This is a genomic window from Kribbella sp. NBC_00482, assembly GCF_036013725.1.
In the GTDB taxonomy this organism is placed as follows: domain Bacteria; phylum Actinomycetota; class Actinomycetes; order Propionibacteriales; family Kribbellaceae; genus Kribbella.
The window spans coordinates 6,219,438-6,240,185 of record NZ_CP107881.1; the positions used below are offsets into that span (position 1 = coordinate 6,219,438).

Genomic DNA, 20,748 nt, shown 5'->3' on the forward strand with positions numbered 1-20,748 from the left:
GACAGGAGGCCGTTGACCAGCTCCGGTGACGAAGCCGAGATCGTGGCTCGGGTGCGCGGCGGGGAGTCGGCCGCGTACGGCGAGCTGGTGGATCGGCATGCCTCCGTGGCGAAGCGGACCGCGGTCTTCCTGGGCGCCGGCGCGGACGCGGACGACGTGGTGCAGGAGGCGTTCGTCAAGGCCTACCGGGCGCTCGCTGGGTTCCGTGAGAGCGCGGCGTTCCGGCCCTGGTTGTTGCGGATCGTGGCCAACGAGACCCGCAACGCTGTGCGTGCTCGTGGACGCCGGGCACGGCGCGAGGAGCTTGCGGCGCCGTTGGACGTCGTACTGGATCCGGCCGATGCGGCTGTGTCGTTGGAGCGTCGTACCGAGTTGGTGGCCGCTGTACGGGCGTTGCCCGAGCAGATGCGGTTGGTGGTGACCTGCAGGTACCTGTTGGACCTGGACGAGCAGGAGACCGCAGTAGTACTCGGCTGGCCGCGAGGAACCGTCAAGTCACGTCTGCACCGGGCTTTGGGCCGGCTGCGTGACGCTCTACCCGACAAGGAGGTGCAGCGATGAGCCTTGAAGACGAACTCCGGTCCGTTGGACGCTCAGCCGTCGTACCTCCTGTCGACGACGGCCTGACCGCAGCAGTGCTGTCGCGGGTCGCGGACCTCCCGGTGCGGAAGCGGCTGCGGGACAGGTGGCGGGCGTTCCTGGCCGGTTTCCTCATCCTGCTCGCGGGCGTGGCACTCACCCCTCCGGTACGCGCAACCGTTGCGGAGTGGCTGCACATCGGGGGAGTCCAGGCGGAGCCGGTGGGCACCGGGCCGAGTACTGCACCGCCGCCTCCGACGGTGGGCGGTCACATGTCCCTGGAGGCCGCTGCAGGCGTCGCTGGCTTCACGCCGCGGCTCCCCAGGGCACTGGGTGCGCCGACGGGTGTAGAGGCGTCAAAAGGCTTCCTAGCGGTCAGCTGGGACGGCGTACGGCTGGAGCAGTTCCAGTCCGGGCTCGAGCCGAGGTACATCAAGCAGTACTACAGCGGGCTCGGCTACGTCCCCGAGGTCCCCGGCTTCTGGTTCAGTACGCCGCATCAGCTGATCCTGGTCGACGAACGCGTCGTACGGATCGCCGGCCCGACACTGGTCTGGGAGCGCGACGGTGTCACGTTCCGTCTCGAGGGAGTCGACAGGACTCGCGCTGTGGAGCTGGCGACCGGAACCTCCTGACCGCGAGCGGTGTACCAGCAGCAAAAGGGAAACCGAGAGGGAGAGCTGCCATGGTCCGCCGCATCCTCATGCTCGTTGTCGTGCTCTTCGCGATCGGCGTCACGCCCGCACACGCCGGCGGCCCGACCAGCGTGCTGCTCAGTGCGCCCCCACGGGTCGTCGCGTTCGGCTACAGCGACCCGCGGTACGACGAACTGGCCAAGCTGACCGAGCTGACACCGGGCAAGCCGAGCGGCGAGCACCTGTCCGGCCGCTTCGTCCGCGCTACCTGGCTGATCCACGACATGTCCGTCTGGCGCATCGACATCATCTACCCGGACGCTCCGGGCGGACCGTGGATCGCCACCGAGGAACTGACGTCCGACACCAAACCCGCGAAGCCCACGTGGCACCGGGCCACTGACCCCGTGAAGCTCCTGAAGCTTCTCAACGACCTCAAGCTGCTCAGCGGAGAGCTCGACGGCGGCCCGAGCCTGAACGACGGCTACACGTCCACACCAGAGCCCGCACCGTCACCCGAACCACCAGCTCAGGCTCAGGTGTCCACAACGACCAACGCCTTCACCGGGTGGCGCTGGATCATTCCCGGTGTACTCCTAGGCGCAGGAGCGGCGGTGGTCGCTATCCGCCTCTTCCCGAAGCGCCGCTGGGAGCTGATCGACTAGAGCTGAGCAGCCAGCTCGAAGCCACTGAACAACCGTCCTCCATGCGCAGCAAGGATGTCGTCCACAGCAGCCACCAGACGGTCGTCCGAGGCCCGCACGCCGTCCAGCAACCTCACAGCGTGGTCGGTGCCGTGAGCAACGTCGTACGCCGTGACCTCGCGCAGTAGACCCTTGCCGGTACCGGACCAGTGGCCGGCACCTGTCAGCAGCAGCCGAGCCGCCTCCTGCCACAGCACCGACGTGATCGCCAGGCGGACATCGCCTTCGGCGGCTGCCAGGTCTTCGAGCAGGTCGGTGACCGTGTAGCGCAGCAGGTCCAACTCGTCCTTCGTCAGCGGCTTAGGCCCAGCTGCAACCTCAGCCACGCACTCCTGCTGCAGCCGTGCACCAGACCCGTCTGTGTCCACCAGTACGACGGACTCGCCGACGAGCCGCATCATGGTCGGCTGACGCCGCAGCTGGTCCTTGTCGGCGAAGTAGCGCAGTGACTTCTCGGTGTGCACGAACAGCTCGACCGGCCAGCCGCCGTACTCCAGCGACTTCCTCCGTGGTGCCGGCGGTCCGTCCAGCAGCACCGTGATGTCCAGGTCGGACGTCGGACTGGCGTCACCGCGCACCACGCTCCCGCCGAGCCAGGCGGCCCGGGCCTCCGGATACAGCTCCAGAACGAGTTGACGCGCTAGGTCCATCAGGACAGTGTCAGCCACCGCAGCAGTTCGCGGTACGCATTTGTCGGCGGGATGTGACCGCCCACGTAGTACTTGCGTTCGGCGTGCGGCATCGCGGCTGCCAAGTGGTCGGCGTACTTGCCGGCGCGCTCGTCAGCTGATCCGTGCCAGAGACTCACCGGGATCCGGATGTCGCCGAGCTCAAAGCCCCACGGCTGAGCGAACGCGACGTGGTCGTCGATCCAGCCGTCGTGGCTGGTGACGAAGGTGGCGGTCAGGCGAGCAACGGCGTCCGGGTTCTCCCGTGCCGGGGGTCCGGGAGGCGAGCCTGGGTCCGGTGGGAACTCCGGTCCGCCCTCCTCGACGGCGGCCATGATCGTGCGAGCCGTTTCCTCGAGTCCCGGTCGCAGGTCGCCGTTCACCGCCAGCCACGAGGTGCGGTTGCGCCGTGGGTCCGCCTGTTCCTCCGCCTCGGTCGGTTCGGGACCGCCGACGAGCGGCGGGGCGTTGCTCCCAGTCACCGCGCAGCGGGTCACGCGATCCGGCAACAGTGCCGCGCAGGCCAACGCGTGCGGACCGCCTCCGGAGCCGCCGGTGACCGCGAATCGTTCCCAGCCCAACGCATCCGCCAAAGCACCTGCGTCGGAGGCGACAGATGCCACGGTCCGGCCGGATTGCCGCGTCGATCCGCCGTACCCGGGCCGGTCCGGCATCACCATCCACACCCCGGACGCCTCGATCGTCGCCACCACCTCGGGCCGCTTCCACCGCGTACTCGGCGTACCCCCGAACGACATCACCGGTACGCCGCCGTCCGTCCCGTAAACGGCGTACAGCAGCACCCGGTCACCGATCTCCACCATGGCATCCACACGCGGAGCGTAACCACCCGACAGCACCTATCCGAATTCACAGTTAACAACCCGACATTCTCGGGATTCGAGATGCAATCGCCGTGGTGGGAGGATGCGGCCTAGGTTTTGTCGGCTGTGTGATTCGAACCTGTCGGGAGTGCTTGTGAGTTCCTCGGTCGCCGGGACCGTATCGCCCACCCGGCAAGCGATGCGCCGGTTGCGGCGTGACCGCAGTGCGCGGGTCGGCCTGGTCGTGGTCGCCCTGCTGATCGTGATCGCCGCCGCCGCGCCGTTGCTGGTGCGGCTGGCCGGCCAGGACGCGACGACGTACCACATCGACCTGCTCGATCCGGCGCGCGGCAACGCGCCGCGCGGCGCGGTCGGCGGCGCGAGCGGGACGCATTGGTTCGGGGTGGAGCCTCTGACCGGCCGGGACCTGTTCTCGATCGTGGTCCTCGGTCTGCGTACGTCGCTGTTCATCGCGGTCGTCGTCACGCTGATCACGACCGTCGTCGGGACCCTGGCCGGGATCAGCGCGGCGTACTTCGGCGGCTGGTACGACGCGGTGCTGTCGCGGCTGCTCGACTTCCTCTTCGGCTTCCCGCAGCTGGTCTTCATGATTGCCCTGGGCATCGTCGTGCCGGCCGGGTTCCCGCGCTGGCTGCTGCTGATCCTGGTGCTCAGCTTCTTCGGCTGGGCGGGCCTGGCCCGCTTGATCCGGAATCAGGCCCGCTCGCTGGTCGCCCGCGAGTTCGTCGAGGCGGCCCGCAGCGTCGGGTCGAGCGGCTGGATGGTGATCACCCGCGAACTGCTGCCGAACCTGCTCGGTCCGGTGCTGGTCATCGCCACGCTCGCGATCCCCGGCTACATCGGCGCCGAGGCGGCGCTGTCCTTCCTCGGCGTCGGCGTCCCGCCGCCGACTCCCAGCCTCGGCCGGTCGATCTCGGACTCGATCGCCTGGGTCTACACCGGCGCGGACCCGTGGTTCCTGCTGTTCCCGGGCGCGATGCTGTTCCTCGCGGTCCTCGGCTTCACGTTGCTGGGTGACGGCGTACGGGATGCGTTCGACGTCCGGTTGCGGAGGACGAACTGATGCCCGATCTCGTGTGGTTCCTGATCCGGCGGTTGTTCGCCGCGCTGCTCGTGATGCTCGCTCTGAGCCTCGCCGTCTACCTGATCTTCTACGCGATCCCGGCCGACCCGGCGCACCTGGCCTGCGGCAAGCCCTGTACGCCGGACCGCCTCGAGCAGGCGCGGCACTTCATGCAGCTCGACCAGAGCACCCTGCAGCAGTACCTGAACTTCCTGAAGGGCATCGTCGCCGGTCGCACGTTCGGCGACGGCCCTGCGGCCGTGCACTGCAACGCTCCGTGCTTCGGGTACTCGTTCCCGCTCGCTCGCCCGGTCACCACGCTGATCACGGACCGGCTGCCGATCACCGCGTCGATCGCGCTCGGCGCAGCCGTCCTCTGGCTGCTGATCGGTGTGTCGCTCGGTGTGATCGCCGCGCTGAACCGGGGTCGCATCCTCGACCGGTTGGCCGTCGGGGTCGCGCTGATCGGCGTCTCGACCCCGTCGTTCCTGCTCGGACTGCTCGCGATCCTGGTGTTCGGGTTCTGGCTGAACATGGTCCCGGTCAACGGCTACGTCCCGTTGAGCGAGAGCGCGGTCGACTGGGCCTGGCACCTGGTCACGCCGTGGATCGTGCTCGCGATCCTGCAAGCGGCGTCGTACATCCGGCTGACCCGGTCGCAGATGCTCGAGGAGCTCAACCTCGACTACATCACCACGGCCCGGGCGAAGGGCGCCGGTGAGGTGCGGGTGGTCCTGGCCCACGGGCTGCGCGGCGTGCTGGTCCCGGTCATCACGCTGTTCGGCCTCGACCTCGGCAGTCTGCTGGGCGGCGCAATCCTGACCGAGAAGGTGTTCAGCATGCAGGGCCTCGGCGACCTGCTGATCAGCGCGGTCGGCCAGCTCGACGTGGCCGTGGTCGTCGGGGTCACGTTGTTCTCGGCGTTCCTGATCATCCTCGCGAACCTGGTGGTGGACATAGTGCACGGTGTGCTCGACCCGAGGGTGAGCCATGGCTGATCCAGTGCTGGAGGTCCACGACCTGAAGGTGACGTTCCGGACCGAGAACGGTCCGGTGCCCGCCGTCGACGGCATCGACTTCGCGGTCGCGCCCGGGCAGACGCTCGCGATCGTCGGCGAGTCCGGCTCCGGGAAGAGCGTCAGTTCGTCCGCGGTGATGGGCCTGCTGCCGTCGAACGCCGACGTCAGCGGCGAGGTGCTGCTCGACGGCCGGGAGCTGAACGGCCTGCCGAACGACGAGCTCCGCAAGATCCGCGGCAACGACATCGCGATGGTCTTCCAGGACGCCCTGTCCGCGCTGAACCCGTACTACTCCGTCGGCTGGCAGGTAGCCGAGGCGTACCGGCTGCACCACGACGTCTCGAAGAAGGTCGCGCGCCGCCGGGCGGTCGAGATGCTCGACAAGGTCGGCATCCCGGACGCGACCCGCCGCGCCGACAGCTACCCGCACGAGTTCTCCGGGGGAATGCGGCAGCGGGTCGTGATTGCTATGGCTCTGGTGAACGACCCGAGAGTGCTGATCGCGGATGAGCCGACGACCGCCCTCGACGTCACCGTGCAGGCGCAGATCATGCGCCTGCTGGACGACGTCCAGGACGAGTTCGGTACGGCGCTGGTCCTGATCTCGCACGACCTCGGAGTCGTCGCGGAGGTCGCGGACGACGTCCTGGTGATGTACGCCGGACGCGCGGCCGAGCGCGGCACCGTGCGCGACCTGTTCTTCCGGGCGGCGCACCCGTACAGCCTCGGGTTGCTGGGCGCGATGCCGCGGGTCGACGTACCGCCGAAACCGCGGCTGACCACGATCCCGGGCACGCCACCGACGCCGGGGTCGATCACGACCGGATGCCCGTTCCAGCCGCGGTGCGCGTACACGCACCAGGTGGGGGAGCGGTGCGTCACGGAGCGTCCGGAGCTCACGCCACGTCCCGGCGAAGGCGATCACGAGGCGGCCTGTCACCTCGGTCGCCGTCCGGAGGTGATCCTGTGAGCGAGGAGTTGCTGAACCTCAAAGACGTCAAGAAGTACTTCGGGTTGCGCGGCGTGCCGTGGCAGAAGGCGCAGGCCGTTCGCGCGGTCGACGGCGTCAACCTCGTCGTACGCAAGGGTGAGACCCTCGGTCTCGTGGGCGAGTCGGGCTCCGGCAAGTCCACGCTGGCCCGGGTCGCGACCCGGCTGCTCGACCCGACGCAGGGCCGGGTCGAGATCGGCGGCAAGGACGTCACCAAGGTCAAGGGCCGCCGGCTGCGCCCGATCCGCCGCCGGATCCAGATGGTCTTCCAGGACCCGCAGGCCTCGCTGAATCCGCGGCAGTCGGTGGCCACGATTCTGAGTACGCCGTTCCGCGCCCAAGGACTCCGCCCGACCCGGGCCCAGCTCGTCGAACTGCTCGAACAGGTCGGGCTGGCCGAGGAGCACCTGGTCCGGTACCCGCACGAGTTCTCCGGCGGTCAGCGCCAGCGGATCGGGATCGCGCGGGCGCTGTCGGTCAAACCCGATCTGCTGGTCTGCGACGAGCCGGTGTCCGCGCTGGACGTGTCGGTGCAGGCCCAGGTGCTGAACCTGCTCGCCGACCTGCGCGACGAGCTCGGCCTGTCGTACGTGCTGGTCGCCCACGACCTGGCCGTCGTCCGTCAGGTCGCCGACCGGATCGCCGTGATGTACCTCGGCACGATCGTCGAAGAAGGCCCGGCGGCGAAGGTGTACGAGTCGCCGGCCCACCCGTACACGAAGGCATTGCTGTCCGCCGTGCCGGTGCCAGAGCCGGGCGTCACCCGTGACCGCATCGTGCTGACGGGCGACGTACCGACCCCCATTGACCCGCCGTCCGGATGCCCGTTCCGGACCCGCTGTTACAAGGCCGAGGACGTCTGCGCGACGAAACGACCAGTGCTCGAACCCGTCGAAGGTTCCACCGAGCACCGGGCCGCCTGCTACTTCCCTGAGCCCCCATCCCTTGAGAGGACACAATGAAACGCATATCCCGAGCGGTCGCGGTAGCGGCCGTGCTGGCGCTGGCGGCGGCCGCCTGCAACGCCAACGACAAGTCCGGCACGACCGGTGGCAGTACTGCGGCCGCGGAGCAGGGCGGAACCCTCCACTTCCTCAGCACTGCCAAGGAAGTCAGCTACGACCCGGCCAAGAGCCAGAACCTGGGGATCAGCGGGATCCACCTGGTGCTGCGCGGCCTGACGTCGTGGAAGACCGACCCGAACAAGCCGACCGAGCTGGTCCCTGACCTCGCCACCGACACCGGGCAGGTCAGCGACGGCGGCAAGACCTGGACCTACAAGCTCAAGCCGGGTCTGAAGTACTCCGACGGGTCGACGATCGTTGCCGCTGACATCAAGTACGGCGTCGAGCGGTCGTTCGCGCCGGAGCTGTCCGGCGGTCTCGGCTACCACAAGTCGCTGCTGGCCGGCGCCGAGAAGTACACCGGCCCGTACAAGGGCGGCGAGCTGGCCTCGATCGAGACGCCCGACGAGACCACGATCGTCTTCAAGCTGAACAAGCCGTACGGCGACTGGCCGTGGATCGTCAGCATGCCGGCGTTCTCGCCGGTGCCGAAGAAGGCCGACACCGACCCGGCGCACTACGGCGAGAAGCCGATGGCCAGCGGCCCGTACCAGGTGCAGTCCTACACGCCGGGCTCGAAGCTGGTCCTCACGCGGAACCCGAACTGGGACAAGTCGACCGACCCGGCCCGGACCGGTCTGCCGGACTCGATCGTGACCGACATGGGCCTGCAGCCCGACGTCGTCAACCAGCGCTTGATCGCCGACGCGGGTGACGACAAGTTCGCCGCAACCACCGGTACGTCGGTCCCGGCGGCGCTGATCCCGACGATCACCGGCAACCCGGCCGTCAAGGCCCGGGTGGCGACCTCGCCGTCCGGCGCGCTGCAGTACCTGGCGATGAACACCAAGCGCCCGGCGCTGGCCAACGCGGCCGTCCGCAAGGCCATCGAGTACGCCGTCGACAAGCAGGCCGTCCAGGTCGCCGAGGGCGGTCCGGAGTACGGCGGTGAGATCGCGAGCACCCTGATCACGCCGGGGATCGACGGGTACACCAAGTACGACCTGTACGAGGCGCCGCCGGCCGGCGACCCGGCGAAGGCCAAGCAGATGCTGGCCGCGGCGGGCGCGAGCAACCTGAACCTGGTGCTGGCCGCCGACAGCACGACCGGTCTCGGTGTCGCGCAGGCGATCCAGCAGGGTCTGAAGCGGGCCGGGATCACGGTCACCATCAAGCCGCTCGACAGTGAGCCGCTGAGTGACCTGATCACCGGGAACAAGCCGGACTTCGACCTGACCGTGTCGAGCTGGCTGCCGGACTTCCCGAGCGCGATCGGCAACATCCAGCCGCTGTTCGGGACGTCGGAGATCGGCAACGGCGGGTACAACATCTCCCGCTACTCCAACCCGGCAGTGGACACCGCGATCGCGGCAGCCACGGCCGAGTCGGACCGCACCAAGGCGGCGGGCCTCTGGGCCGCGGCGGACAAGCAGATCATGCAGGACGCCCCGATCGTCCCGCTGCTCTACGCCCGCAACGCGTTCCTGCACGGATCGAAGGTCCAGAACTTCTACCTGTCCTCCTACCCGCCGTACCCGAACACCCTGATCGTCGGGCTCAGCAAGTAGTCACAGGCTCAGGTGCGTCCTTCGGATTCCTGAGCCTCGAAGAGGGTCGGCTGGGACTCGTTGTCGAGTCCCCAGTCGGCCCTCATCACCGTGTAGCCGGCTTTCTCGGCGGCCTTGATGACTGACACGTCGTCGTCGACGAGGACGGCGACCGGGCGTTGTTCGGCCAGGCGGCTGAGGCGGCCCAGCTTCATCACCATCGACGGGCGGCGGTCGGTGTTGCCGCGCATGTAGACCTTGCCGGCGGGGAAGCCGTTGTCCTTCAGCCACTGCTCGGTGATCCGCCGGGTGCGCTCGGGGCGGCCGGTCAGGTAGACGATCTCGTGGTCCGCGGCGAGTGTCGTCGCGACCGCGAGGCCCTCCTCGAGGACGGCGTCGTCCTTCGCGCGCTCGAAGAACGAGTCCCAGTCCTTCGGCTTCCGCTCGATGAAGTGCAGCCGCTTGCTGGTGTCGGACAGGGTCGCGTCGATGTCCAGTACGGCGTACGGTCGCTCGTCACTCATGCGCACCAGCTTCCCAGGTCGCGCGGTCGACGGCGTACAGCACCTCCCCGAACTCGGTTCCGGGGAGCGGGTCGTCGAAGTGTTCGTGGTAGACCTTCTCGAACCGCAGCCCCGACCGGCGCATCACGGCCCGCGAGCGGTGGTTGACCGCCATCGTGTCCGCCTCCACCCGCTCCATCCCGAGCTCGGCGAACGCGTGCGCGATCAACGCCCGGGTGCCTTCGGTCGCGTACCCCTTGCCCCAGGCGGTCCGCTGCAGCCGGTACCCGACGCCCACGGTCCGCGGGTCCGCGGTGGGCTGGATCCCGAACCACCCGACGAAACCGTCGGCGTCCTCGGCCTTGAACGTCCCGAGCTGCGGGTGCTCGGCGTACACCTTGAGAATCTCCGGCAGTACGACGTCCTCGACCTCGTCCCGCGGTGTCGCCTGCCCGGTCAGGAACCGCATCACCTCGAGATCGGAGTCCAACTCCAACAGCAACTCGACATCGCCGCCGGTGAACCGCCCCAACCGCAACCGCTCCGTCGCCAGATACACGTCCGGACTCTCTCATCGTCCTTGAGCCCCCACCAGTCCTTTCGAGGCGCCGCAAACGGTTGGTGGGGGCTCAAAGTGCGTCCGGAGTGTGGGCGGTGTGTGGGTTTGGGGGTGTTGGGTTGGGTGGTTGTCGGCGGTGGGGGTTAGCGTTCTGTTCGCTATGGACGAGTCGATCACGTTTCTGCACAGCTCGGACTGGCAGCTGGGCATGATGCGCCGGTTCCTGGGGCCGGACGGCCAGGCCCGGTGGGGTCAGGCGCGGCTGGACGCTGTCGCGCGGATCGGCGAGGTCGCGGAGCGGACCGGGGCGGCGTTCGTGGTCGTCACCGGGGACGTGTTCGAGCACAACCAGGTCGAGCGGCAGACGATCCTGCGGGCGTGCGAGGCGCTCAAGCGGATCCCGGTCCCGGTCGTGCTGCTCCCGGGCAACCACGACGCGCTGGAGCCGGGGTCGTTGTGGACCTCGAGCCAATGGCTGGCGCACGCGCCGGACCACGTGACGGTGCTGACCGAAACGACGCCTTTCCAGATCGTGCCGGGTGTCGAGCTCGTCGGCGCCCCGTGGCGCTCGCGGCGCCCGCTCTCGGACCCGGCCGCGCCCGGGTACGCCGACCTTTCGGCAGACCCGAAGTCGACGCGGATCCTGCTCGCCCACGGCCAGTTGACGAGTCTGTCCGGCGGCATGTCCGACGTACCGACGATCGATCAAAAAGCTTTGGAGGCCGCGGTCGCGGACGGCCGGCTGCAGTACGTCGGCCTCGGCGACCGGCACTCGACGACGCGGGTCACCGACCGGATCTGGTTCTCCGGGACGCAGGAGGTCACGTCGCCCGAGGAGGACGCGCCGGGCAACGTACTCAAGGTGACGATCGGCGGCGGCGAGATCGACGTCGAGCCGGTTCGCGTCGGGGCGTGGCACATGGTGGATCATCGCGTCGACCTGTTCGACGAGGAGTCGATCACGGCGCTCGAGGACTGGTTCGCCGAGCTGCCGGACAAGGAGCGGACGTACGTGCGGCTGGCCGGTGACGGGTCGTTGTCGCTGCCGTTGCTGGCCCGGCTGGACACGATCATCGACGCGCAGGGCGAGGTCTTCGCGAGTGTCGAGCGCTGGGTGAAGTTCTGGACGGTGCGACCGGCGCCGGACGCGGCGGACCTGGAGTCGCTGCAGCTGAGCGGTCCGGCGCGGGCCGCGATGGAGGAGCTGCGGCAAGCTCTGGCCGGCGGCGACGAGGGCGCGGGTGCGGCGTTGTCGCTGATGCACCGATTGGCGCGGGACGCGGGATGAGACTGCACAGCTTGGCGCTACGGGACTTCCGTGGCGTCAAGGACCGCATTGTCCGGTTCCGCGCGCTCGGTACCACCGTGGTGGTCGGCGACAACGAGGTCGGGAAGTCCAGCCTGGTCGAGGCGTTCGGGCTGATCTTCGACCTGCCCGACGACTCGAAGTCGACGCGGATCCGCGACATCCAGCCGGTCGGCCAGGACGTCGGTCCGGAGGTCACCGCGGAGCTGAGCCTCGGCGGTCGCGACCTGACCTATACCAAGCGCTGGCTGAAGAACCGTTCCACCGAACTGACCATCGTCGAGCCCGACGGCCGGCGGCAGTCCTGGACCGGGCGCGAGGCGCACAACGAGGCCGAGCGGCTGTTCCACGAGAACGTCGACCCGGTGCTGTGGCAGACCTTGATGGTCAGCCAGGGCCAGTCGTTGGTGCTGCCAACACCGGCCGACGCGGAGCCGCTGATCACCGCGGTGACCGCGGAGTCGGGCACTCCGGTCGACGGTGCGTCGATGCCGCTGGTGACGGCCGTCGAGCACGAGTTCCTGCGGTACTGGACGCCGCGCGGCAAGCCGACCGGCGACTTCGCCAGGTCCGCGAAGGCAGTGTCGGCGGCCGAGCTGGCCGCCGCGCAGGCGTTGCAGGCGATGGAGGAGGTCCAGTCCGACATCCGTCGCGCCGAGCGTCTGAACCTCGACCTCACGGACGTGGTGGGCCGGCTGACCGAGCACCTGACCGGCGTCGAGGAACTGCGCGAGCGCAAGCAGGCGACCGACGAGATCTTGCTCCGCCGCGACTCGGTCCGGTCGCGCGCGGAGACCGCACGGGCGCGGCTGGAGAACCACACTCGCACGCGGCTCGATCGCGAGCGGCTCCTCGACGAGGTCGAGCGGTTCACCAAGACCGAGGCCGACCTCGCCGCGCGGCGAGCTGACGCGGAGCTGGTCGCCAAGACCGCGGCGGAGACCGTCCAGGCGGCCGAGGCCGCGCTCGCGGAGGTCGTGGAGCTCAAGGACCTTCGGCGTACCGACGTACAGACCGCGGAACGTCGCGTCTCCGACCTGATGGATCGCGCCGAGCTGGACCGGCTGGTCGGGCAGCAGACCGAGCTGGTCGAGGTCCGGGCGCGGATCGCCGCGGCCGGGACGATCCTGGACCGGATCAAGGTCGACGACGCGTTGGTGGCCGCGTTGGAGGATGCCCGCGCGGCGGTGGTCGAGGCCCGCGCGGCGCTCGCGGCCGGCGTACCGGAGGTGTCGGTACGGCGACTTGGCGCGGAGCCCGTGGAACTGTCCGGGACCGGCCTGGAAGGCAACGTGCCGTCGGAGCTGGGCTTCGACGAGTCGACTGAGGTTCTCGTCTCTGGTGAGCTCGTGGTCGGCGTGCCAGGGCAGGTTGAGGTCACCGTCCGGGCCGGTGGTGACGCGGCGGCGCTGCGCTCGCGCGTGGACGACGCCGTACGGCGGGAGAAGGACCTGCTGAAGAAGGCAGGCGTCAAGGATGTCGCTGCGGCGCGGGAGCTGTTACGCAAGGCGGACACCGCGAGCGCCGAGCTGAACGAGGCGCGGCGGACCGAGAAGTCGCTGACGGCCGGAGGCGATCCGGGGGAGCGGATCGCCGTACTGACCGCGCGGCTCATGGTTGGCGAGTTGGCCGAGGACAGCGGTGGCAAGCAGCCTGCGGTGGAGAGTGTTCCGGGGCAGATGTCGCTGTTCGCGGAGTTCACCGAGTTCGACTCGTCGCACGACACGTTGTTCGACGACTTCGATGAGCCGGGGCCGAAGCCCGGGGATCTCTCGGGTGCGCAGCGGGTGCTCGAGGAGGCCCGGAGCGGGCTGGCCGATGTGGAGCGGTTGCTGACGGACGCGGAGTTCGCGGCGGCGCAGGCGCGCAAGGCGGCGGATGAGGACCGGTCCGAGGCTCAGAACGCACGGGCTCGGTCGGAGCTGGCAGGTGAGCGGCTGGCCGCGGCCGTCGAGGCGTTGGAATCCGCGCGGTCGGTGCTCGACGACGAGGCCGTCGCGGTGGCCGAGACCGAGGCGACGGCTGAGGTCGAGGCGGTGCTCGAGGAGCTGACGGCCGTCCAGGAGCAGGCGGACGAGGCCGGGGCGGACCAGGTCGCGGGTGAGCTGACGCATGCGTTGGCCGTGGCGACTCGGTTGCAGGGCGAGCGGGACAACCTGCGCGACGCGTTGCGTACGACGGAAGGCCGCCTGGAGCAGTCCGGGCGGGACGGACTGGCGACTCGGCGGGACATGGCCGAGCTGGAGTTGGCCGCCGTACGCACGGAGCACGACAGCCTCCTGCGGCGGGCCGAGGCGGCGCGACGCGTGCACGAGACGCTGAGCCGGCATCGGGCCGAGGCGCAGACGAAGTACTCCGAGCCGTTGCAGAGCCGGATCGAGGCGCTCGGCCGGAGTGTGTACGGGTCGTCGTTCCGGGTCTGGCTGGACGACGACCTCGCAGTCGCAGAGCGCGAACTGGACAGTGTCCGGTTGCCGGTCGAGGCGTTGTCGACGGGTGCTCAGGAGCAGCTGGCGATCATCACGCGGCTCGCGATCAGCCACCTCGTCAGCACCGGCGAAGGCAGCGTGCCGGTCATCTTCGACGACGCCCTCGGCTGGTCCGACAAGGCCCGCCTCCGCGACATGGGCGCCCTCCTCGGCCGCGCCGGCGACCACGGCCAGGTCATCATCCTGACCTGCATGCCCGACCGCTACGAATACGTCCCCAAGGCAACCTTCATCAAGCTGGACGGGTGATCCGCTCCGGCGCGGAGTAGACGACGCAGCGGTCGCCGCGGCTGAAGCCGGCGAGGGTGATGTTGAACCGGCGGGCGAGGTCGACGGCGAGGCTTGACGGGGCGCCTACTGCGACGATCATGCCGAGGCCGGCGGCGACTGCCTTCTGGACGATTTCGTAGCCTGCGCGGCCGCTGACGGCGAGCACCAGGCCCTTGCGGCTGTGCTGGTTGAGGACGGTCCAGCCGACGACCTTGTCGACCGCGTTGTGGCGGCCGATGTCCTCCTTCACTACGACCTTGTGGCCGTCGGCGGTGAACAGGCCCGCGGCGTGCAGACCGCCGGTACGGCTGAACATCGGCTGCGCTTCGCGGAGCAGGTCGGGCAGTCGGCGTACGACGTCGACCGTCGCCTCGACCGGATCCACCGGGTCGTACTCGCGCTCGGCGAGTTCGTCGAGGCTCTGCTGGCCGCAGACGCCACAGGCGGCCGACGTCACGCCGTACCGCTGGGGTGGTTCGCGGTCCGGGGGACCGTCGAACGTGACGGTGACGGTGTTGAACTGCTGTTCGCGGGTCAGCGTGACATCGGTGCAGTAGGCAACGGTCCGGATCGCGTCCGGACGGACCGCGAAGCCCTCACCGAGGCAGAACCCGGCGGCGAGCTCGAAGTCGGAGCCGGGGGTGCGCATCGTGACGACCAGCGGCTCGGGCGGGCGGCCCGGCCATTCGAGCCGCAGCTCGAGCGGCTCCTCCGTGCTGACGACGTCCTCGCGCCGCGACGTCCGGTCGCCGTCGAGCACCTCGACCTTGAACCTGCTCGTGGGAGCCTTCGTCATACCTCCACGGTAGGCCAGTTGCGCCGTACGGCGAGCCAGTCGAGGAATGTCCAGGCGTGGAGACGCTGGTGCTCGCGCAGGGCCGGCGTACATCCGGGTGGCGGCGGGGCCTCGAAGTTCTTGATCATGTACGCCGCGACCACGGCCACGAGACAGTCGAGGTGATCCTTCGGTACGTCGGCTGTGAGCGGGCTGCGCGCGATGGCGGCCAACGTGTCGATGCCTTGGTGCTGGGCGATCGGCAGCAGACCGACCCAGTCCACCCAGCGCGGGCCGAGCGTCAGCCAGTTCCAGTCGAGCGTCCAGCAGGTGCCGTCGTTGTCGATCAGCATGTTGTCCGGGCGCAGGTCGGAGTGCGCGGCGGAGTCGCCGGCGAGGGCGTCGGGCGCCAACTTGACCAGCTCCGCGAGCTCCGGCAGCACACGCGGCAGCCAGCCCTGCAGCCCGGTCGGCATCGCGAGTTCGCCCGCCAGGATCTGCGCCGGCACCACGACGTCGTCACCGACCAGATCCACGAACTTGCTGAGCCCACCCAACGGACTCGGCCGCAACACCTCAGCCTGTTGCTCACAAGCAGCAGTCACCAACCCAAAGTCCTCGACGGTCCACGGAGCCCCCGGCATCCGCCCGTCAACCCACTCAGACACAACCGCAAACCAGCCGTCGACATGGGCGGTGGTGATGATGGCCGGGGCTCGGATTGCCTTCGGGAGTTGCGGGACCACCTCGGCCTCCCGCTGGTAGGCCTCGTACGCGTGCTGCCCCTCACCGGCTGCCTTGATGAAGACGCGGCGGCCGTCCGCCAATTGAGCACGGGCGGCGAAGCCTCCGGTGAAGCCGGTGCTGACCGGTGTCGAGACCGAAGTGAGCTGAGTGCCGAGGGCAACGGCGACGGCCTCGTGCAGGGCCGGCGGCAGTGAGTCCCAGCCGGGTCGCGACGAGGTGGCGGAGTAGTCGACGTCCGGGGCGCGGCTCATGTCCACGAACGATAGAACCGTCAGCCGCGTAGCGCTCGTGGTTTAGCGTTCGGGCATGGTGCTGCAGGTGCTCGATCTGGTCGGGATCTTCGTGTTCGGGATCACCGGCGCCCTGGTCGGCGTACGGAAGAAGCTGGACGTCTTCGGCATCCAGGTGCTGGCGCTGGTCACCGGGCTCGGCGGTGGGTTCATCCGGGACGTGCTGATCGGCCAGACCCCGCCCGCCGCGCTCGAGGACTGGCGCTACCTGGTGGTCCCGATCGCGGCCGGTCTGCTGACGTTCTTCCTGCATCCGGGGATCGGCCGCGTCGAGCGCCTGGTGAACATCTTCGACGCGGCCGGCCTCGCCCTGTTCTGCGTGACCGGTGCGCTGAAGGCGATCGAGTTCGGGCTGTCGCCGATCTCGGCCGCGCTCCTCGGCACCCTCTCGGCGATCGGCGGGGGAGTACTGCGGGACGTGCTCAGCGGCCGCGTCCCGGTCGTACTCCGCTCCGAGATCTACGCCACCCCGGCGTTGCTAGGTGCCGGCATCGTGGTTGTCGCGTCCGCGCTGGAGTACCACGCCCTCTGGGTCCCGATCGCCGCCGCAGTGGTGTGCTTCGCGATCCGGCTGCTCGCGATCCGCCGCGGCTGGAACGCGCCCTTACCCCGCAATCCGTGACGGCGGCGCCCACCCGTTGACCACGGCAACCAATTCCACGTAGCGGTGCCAGTGCGGTCCGGCCTCGGTACGCCGGAGCTCGATCAGGCGGCTGCGGTACTCCGGGTCCGCCCGGAGCGGGTCGTCTCCGGCCAGGGCGAGGTAGCCGGCCATAAGACGACGTACCGAATCCCGGAAGTCGGGCGCGGTAACCAGCGCGGTCAGCTCCAGCCAGGCCTCGACCTGCTGCGGATCGGCGTCCTCGGACAGGACCGGCGTCAGATTCTGGCGGACGGCGGGGGCGGTGCCGGCGAGCGTCGTATCGAGGAAGTCTTCGATGAGAGCGCGGCGGTCCTGCTCGGACTGTTCGGTCATGAGGTGGATGTCCTCCGGTTCGGGATGGTTGGCGAGGACCGTGAGCAGGGCGTGCTGCCGGCGTAGCGTGCGGATCTGGATCGCCAGCGCGTCGGCGTGGGTCGCCGCGACCTCCGCGAGGGGACGTTCGTCCCGCAGTACGGCGTGGATCGTCGGCAGATCGAGGTCCAGGGCGCGCAACGTCCGGATCAGCCGCAGCCGTACGACGGCATTGTCGTCGTACCGCCGGTGGCCGGCCGCGGTACGCCGTACCGTCAACAGCCCGAGGTCGGAGTAGTGCCGAACGGCCTTCACCGACACCCCGGCAAGCCGCGCCACCGCACCGATCGAGTGGTCCATACCCACCACCCTCACACCTCCCGTAACAGGAGATACAAGCCTAGTTGTGAGCGAACCGTTCCTTAGGGCGGGCGAAGGTGATGGAGGCCGCGGCGACGATCGCGCAGGCGATGCCGACGCCGAAGGGGACCCAGTACGCGTCCGACGGGCCCCAGACGTCGACCGCGTGGCCGGCGGCCGCGTTGCCCGGTGCGACGCCGAGCAGGATGCCCGTGACGGTCCAGGTGATCGCCTCGGTCAGCCGCTCCGGCGGCACCCACTCCTCGACACAGGCGGTGACCGCGACCATCGTCGGGGCGATCGTCATACCGCAGCAGAACAGCACGGCGCCGAGCAGCGGGATGCTGTTGACCCAGGGGAGCGGAGCCAGCGTGATCGCGAGCGCGATCGTGCCGAGCAGCAGCCGTCGCTCGACCGGAGCGCGCCAGTGCACTGAGCCGTACCAGAGCCCGGCCAGCAGGCTGCCGAACGCCCAGACCGCCAGTACGACGCCAGCCAGCCCGGCCTGCCCCTTCTGGGTGGTGAACGCCACGGTGATCACCTCGGCGCCACCGAGCGTCGCACCGAGGCCGAGACCGATCAGGCTGAGCAGCAGGATCGAAAGCCAGGGGAGGGGCGCCTGCTCGGTCCCGTCCGACTTGCCACGTCCTGGCGGGTCGGAGGCGCGCAGCAGCGCCAGCCAGATGCCACCGGCGAGTCCTAGTACGCCGGCTGCGGTCAGAGCGGCGTACGGACTTGACTGCGTCGCCAGCGTGGTAACGAGCACCGGGCCGACGATGAAGACCACCTCGTCGCCGACTGCCTCCAGCGCGAACGCCGTCTGCAGTGCTCGTCCACGGCCCAGCAGGTGCGTCCAGCGGGCCCGGACGAACGAACCGACCTGTGGACGGGTGCCACCGGCAATGAATGACAGCACGTACAGGACCCACGTGGGCGCGTCAGCACGCACAGCGAGGAGCAGTGCGGCCAGACCGACGGTGCAGGCCACTGAGCCGATCAGGATCAGCCCGCGCTGGCCGAACCGGTCGACCAGCCGGCCCTGGATCGGACCGGTCAGCGCGCCGGCGATCACGGCCACGCCGGAGACCGCACCGGCGAGACCGTACGAACCGCTCTCCTGGGCGATCAGGATGACGATGCCGAGGCCGATCATCGAGATCGGCATCCGCCCGAGAATCCCGGCAGCGAAGAACGAGGCCGCTCCGCGGCGGCGCATGAGGTGAACGTAAGGCTTGAGCATGAGAGACCGGGAGCAGCTTAGGTCATGCCCGTCTGAGAAGCTTGGAATATGTCGCCTGCTGCACCCCCGTACGACGCCGTCCTGCTGCTCTCCTTCGGTGGCCCCGAGAAGCCCGACGACGTCCTGCCCTTCCTGCAGAACGTGACCCGCGGCCGCGGGATCCCGGACGAGCGGTTGAAGGAGGTCGGCGAGCACTACTACTCGTTCGGCGGCAGAAGCCCGATCAACGACCAGAACCGGGCGCTGCTGAAGGCCCTGCGCGCGTCGTTCGACGAGATCGGGCTGGACCTGCCGATCTACTGGGGCAACCGCAACTGGGCGCCGTACCTGACCGACACGATGCGCGAGATGGCGGCCGACGGCGTACGCCGGGCCGTGGTGATCGTCACGTCCGCGTACCCGTCGTACTCGGGCTGCCGGCAGTACCGGGAGAACCTCGAGGACGCCGCCCGCGAGGTCCCGGACGCGCCGCGGATCGACAAGCTCCGGCACTACGCGAACCATCCCGGCTTCGTCGGGTCGTTCGTGGAGTCGACCGCCGACGCGCTGAGCAAGCTCCCGGACGGCGCCGCGATCGCCTACGTGACGCACTCGATCCCGACCGCGATGAACGCGACCAGCGGCCCGGACGGCAATGGGTACGTCGACTGGCACCTGGACGTCGCCGCGGAGATCACGGCCGAGCTGGAACGGCGCACCGGGCAGGTACGGCGTACCGACCTCGTCTACTGCTCGCGGTCCGGGCCGCCGCAGGTGCCGTGGCTCGAGCCGGACGTGAACGACCACCTGGAGATGCTGGCCGCCGACGGGGCGCCTGGTGTGGCCGTCGTACCGATCGGGTTCGTGAGCGACCACATGGAGGTCATCTACGACCTCGACACCGAGGCCGCTGCGACGGCCGAGAAGCTCCGGCTGCCGATGGCGCGCGCCGCGACGCCGGGCACGGACGAGAAGTTCGTCACCATGCTCCGCGACCTGGTGGTCGAGCGGGCCGCGGCCGAGCGCGGGGAGCAGCCCGCCCGGCCGTGCGTCGGCAAACTCGGCCCGGCCTGGGACGACTGCCGTCACGACTGCTGTCCACCGCTGCGCCGACCTACCCAAGCTAAGGAAGCCGTATGACCTCCCCCGAAGAGTTGCTCAAGCTTGCGGTCGACGTCGCGGAGGAGGCGGCGCAGCTGATCGTCGAACGCCGCCGCGGCACCATCACGGTCGCCGAGACCAAGAGCACCATCACCGACGTGGTCACGGCTGTCGACCGCGAGTCCGAGGAGCTGATCCGGGCCCGGGTCCTGCGTGCCCGGCCGGACGACTCGTTCCTCGGCGAGGAGGGCGACGACGTGGTCGGCACCAGCGGCGTGCGCTGGGTCGTCGACCCGATCGACGGCACGGTCAACTACCTCTACGACATCCCGACGTACGCCGTCTCGATCGCGGTGGAGTACGGCGGGGAGACGGTCGCCGGTGTGGTGGTGGACGCGCCCAAGGGCGAGGTGTTCACCGCGACGCTGGGCGGCGGGGCGTTCGCGGACGGCAAGCCGATCCAGGTGTCGGGCGCGACCGAGCTGAGCCAGGCGCTGGTCGGGACCGGGTTCGGGTACGACCCGGCGCGCCGCCAGGTGCAGGCCGAGGTGATCCAACACCTGATCGCCAAGGTCCGCGACATCCGCCGGATCGGGGTCGGCGCGATCGACCTGTGCTACGTGGCCTGCGGCAGGCTGGACGCGGTCTACGAACGCGGGCTGAACCCGTGGGACTACGGCGCGGGTGCGCTGATCGCTGCCGAGGCCGGAGCCCGGGTCGGCGGGCTGAACGGCGCTCCGGTGTCGCCGGAGATGTCGATCGCGGCCACTCCGGCGCTGTTCGAGCCGTTCCACGCGCTCCTGGCCGCGGCGGACCCGTTGCGCGGCTAGGTGCGGGTGAGTGCTCGTTTCTGCGCAGTACTGCGCACTAATGAGCAATCTGTTGTTCGGTCCTGACATTTGTGGCGACACGCGGGTCACAGCATGGACCCAGTCGTGCATTGCGGGCCTTTATAGGGCACAATCCCGTCCTCGGGAACGGTGATTGCCGATCCCGGCCTGACTGTCAAGGGTTTCGGGGGACGAAGATTCGGCGCGGGTGCTCCGCTGCGGAATTTCT

At 69.4% G+C, this 20,748-nt stretch carries 21 protein-coding genes; 13 read left to right on the forward strand and 8 right to left on the reverse strand.

Annotated features, from left to right (window positions below):
- Positions 1-12: 12 nt before the first annotated feature.
- From OHB24_RS30175 to OHB24_RS30185, 3 genes are read left to right on the forward strand one after another with little or no spacing between them, the layout of a single operon-like run.
- The gene (locus OHB24_RS30175; RefSeq protein WP_327634246.1) at positions 13-561 is read left to right on the forward strand and encodes an RNA polymerase sigma factor; all 549 of its coding nucleotides are present in this window, start codon (positions 13-15) and stop codon (positions 559-561) included.
- Entirely contained in the window at positions 558-1,214 is a 657-nt protein-coding gene (locus tag OHB24_RS30180) for a hypothetical protein (protein WP_327634247.1), read from the forward strand. The genes OHB24_RS30175 and OHB24_RS30180 overlap by 4 nt, the downstream gene beginning before the upstream one ends.
- Before the next feature lie 50 nt (positions 1,215-1,264).
- Positions 1,265-1,879, forward strand: a complete 615-nt coding sequence (locus OHB24_RS30185) for a hypothetical protein (protein WP_327634248.1) — start codon at positions 1,265-1,267, stop codon at positions 1,877-1,879.
- On the opposite strand, the gene OHB24_RS30190 is transcribed toward OHB24_RS30185, so the two are convergent.
- Both OHB24_RS30190 and OHB24_RS30195 read right to left on the reverse strand, forming a co-directional pair.
- On the reverse strand, positions 1,876-2,568 hold the full coding sequence (locus OHB24_RS30190) for a nucleotidyltransferase domain-containing protein (protein ID WP_327634249.1): 693 nt from the start codon (positions 2,566-2,568) through the stop codon (positions 1,876-1,878). The genes OHB24_RS30185 and OHB24_RS30190 overlap by 4 nt on opposite strands.
- Positions 2,568-3,410 (reverse strand): alpha/beta hydrolase, encoded by an 843-nt coding sequence (locus OHB24_RS30195; RefSeq protein ID WP_327641123.1) that lies wholly within the window; start codon positions 3,408-3,410, stop codon positions 2,568-2,570. The genes OHB24_RS30190 and OHB24_RS30195 overlap by 1 nt, the downstream gene beginning before the upstream one ends.
- Before the next feature lie 154 nt (positions 3,411-3,564).
- On the opposite strand from OHB24_RS30195, the gene OHB24_RS30200 reads away from it, so the two are divergent.
- Genes OHB24_RS30200 through OHB24_RS30220 form a run of 5 tightly spaced genes read left to right on the forward strand, consistent with a single transcriptional unit; the run spans position 3,565 to position 9,136 of the window.
- Entirely contained in the window at positions 3,565-4,494 is a 930-nt protein-coding gene (locus OHB24_RS30200) for an ABC transporter permease (RefSeq protein ID WP_131462089.1), read from the forward strand.
- Positions 4,494-5,492: an ABC transporter permease gene (locus OHB24_RS30205; RefSeq protein ID WP_327634250.1), complete on the forward strand. Its 999-nt coding sequence runs from the start codon at positions 4,494-4,496 to the stop codon at positions 5,490-5,492. Before OHB24_RS30200 ends, OHB24_RS30205 begins: the two co-directional genes overlap by 1 nt.
- A complete protein-coding gene (locus OHB24_RS30210) occupies positions 5,485-6,483 on the forward strand; it encodes an ABC transporter ATP-binding protein (protein WP_327634251.1) in 999 nt (332 codons plus the stop codon). Before OHB24_RS30205 ends, OHB24_RS30210 begins: the two co-directional genes overlap by 8 nt.
- Positions 6,480-7,466, forward strand: a complete 987-nt coding sequence (locus OHB24_RS30215) for an ABC transporter ATP-binding protein (RefSeq protein ID WP_327634252.1) — start codon at positions 6,480-6,482, stop codon at positions 7,464-7,466. The genes OHB24_RS30210 and OHB24_RS30215 overlap by 4 nt, the downstream gene beginning before the upstream one ends.
- Positions 7,463-9,136, forward strand: a complete 1,674-nt coding sequence (locus tag OHB24_RS30220; protein ID WP_327634253.1) for an ABC transporter substrate-binding protein — start codon at positions 7,463-7,465, stop codon at positions 9,134-9,136. Before OHB24_RS30215 ends, OHB24_RS30220 begins: the two co-directional genes overlap by 4 nt.
- Before the next feature lie 8 nt (positions 9,137-9,144).
- Here OHB24_RS30220 and OHB24_RS30225 read toward each other — a convergent pair whose 3' ends face one another.
- Complete coding sequence (locus OHB24_RS30225) at positions 9,145-9,639, reverse strand: phosphatase domain-containing protein (RefSeq protein WP_327634254.1); 495 nt, start codon at positions 9,637-9,639, stop codon at positions 9,145-9,147.
- On the reverse strand, positions 9,632-10,177 hold the full coding sequence (locus OHB24_RS30230; protein ID WP_327634255.1) for a GNAT family N-acetyltransferase: 546 nt from the start codon (positions 10,175-10,177) through the stop codon (positions 9,632-9,634). The genes OHB24_RS30225 and OHB24_RS30230 overlap by 8 nt, the downstream gene beginning before the upstream one ends.
- Positions 10,178-10,337: 160 nt before the next feature.
- Between OHB24_RS30230 and OHB24_RS30235 the strand changes: the two genes are divergently transcribed.
- Together OHB24_RS30235 and OHB24_RS30240 are read left to right on the forward strand one after the other, a co-directional pair.
- Complete coding sequence (locus tag OHB24_RS30235; protein ID WP_327634256.1) at positions 10,338-11,465, forward strand: metallophosphoesterase family protein; 1,128 nt, start codon at positions 10,338-10,340, stop codon at positions 11,463-11,465.
- Entirely contained in the window at positions 11,462-14,221 is a 2,760-nt protein-coding gene (locus OHB24_RS30240; protein ID WP_327634257.1) for an AAA family ATPase, read from the forward strand. Before OHB24_RS30235 ends, OHB24_RS30240 begins: the two co-directional genes overlap by 4 nt.
- Here the strand turns inward: OHB24_RS30240 and fdhD are convergent.
- Positions 14,205-15,038, reverse strand: coding sequence for a formate dehydrogenase accessory sulfurtransferase FdhD (gene fdhD, locus OHB24_RS30245; RefSeq protein WP_327634258.1), 834 nt, complete (start codon positions 15,036-15,038; stop codon positions 14,205-14,207). The genes OHB24_RS30240 and fdhD overlap by 17 nt on opposite strands.
- Complete coding sequence (locus OHB24_RS30250; RefSeq protein ID WP_327634259.1) at positions 15,035-16,015, reverse strand: phosphotransferase family protein; 981 nt, start codon at positions 16,013-16,015, stop codon at positions 15,035-15,037. The genes fdhD and OHB24_RS30250 overlap by 4 nt, the downstream gene beginning before the upstream one ends.
- 55 nt (positions 16,016-16,070) lie before the next feature.
- Here OHB24_RS30250 and OHB24_RS30255 point away from each other — a divergent pair, with 55 nt between their 5' ends.
- Positions 16,071-16,676, forward strand: a complete 606-nt coding sequence (locus tag OHB24_RS30255; protein WP_327634260.1) for a trimeric intracellular cation channel family protein — start codon at positions 16,071-16,073, stop codon at positions 16,674-16,676.
- On the opposite strand, the gene OHB24_RS30260 is transcribed toward OHB24_RS30255, so the two are convergent.
- Both OHB24_RS30260 and OHB24_RS30265 read right to left on the reverse strand, forming a co-directional pair.
- The gene (locus OHB24_RS30260) at positions 16,659-17,369 is read right to left on the reverse strand and encodes a MerR family transcriptional regulator (RefSeq protein ID WP_327634261.1); all 711 of its coding nucleotides are present in this window, start codon (positions 17,367-17,369) and stop codon (positions 16,659-16,661) included. The genes OHB24_RS30255 and OHB24_RS30260 overlap by 18 nt on opposite strands.
- 40 nt (positions 17,370-17,409) lie before the next feature.
- Positions 17,410-18,585 carry an MFS transporter gene (locus OHB24_RS30265; protein WP_327634262.1) on the reverse strand — a complete coding sequence of 392 codons (1,176 nt, stop codon included), beginning with the start codon at positions 18,583-18,585 and terminating at the stop codon, positions 17,410-17,412.
- Positions 18,586-18,657: 72 nt separating this feature from the next.
- On the opposite strand from OHB24_RS30265, the gene OHB24_RS30270 reads away from it, so the two are divergent.
- Both OHB24_RS30270 and OHB24_RS30275 read left to right on the forward strand, forming a co-directional pair.
- Positions 18,658-19,728: a ferrochelatase gene (locus OHB24_RS30270; protein ID WP_327634263.1), complete on the forward strand. Its 1,071-nt coding sequence runs from the start codon at positions 18,658-18,660 to the stop codon at positions 19,726-19,728.
- Positions 19,725-20,519, forward strand: coding sequence for an inositol monophosphatase family protein (locus tag OHB24_RS30275; RefSeq protein WP_327634264.1), 795 nt, complete (start codon positions 19,725-19,727; stop codon positions 20,517-20,519). Before OHB24_RS30270 ends, OHB24_RS30275 begins: the two co-directional genes overlap by 4 nt.
- The last annotated feature ends 229 nt before the right edge of the window (positions 20,520-20,748 follow it).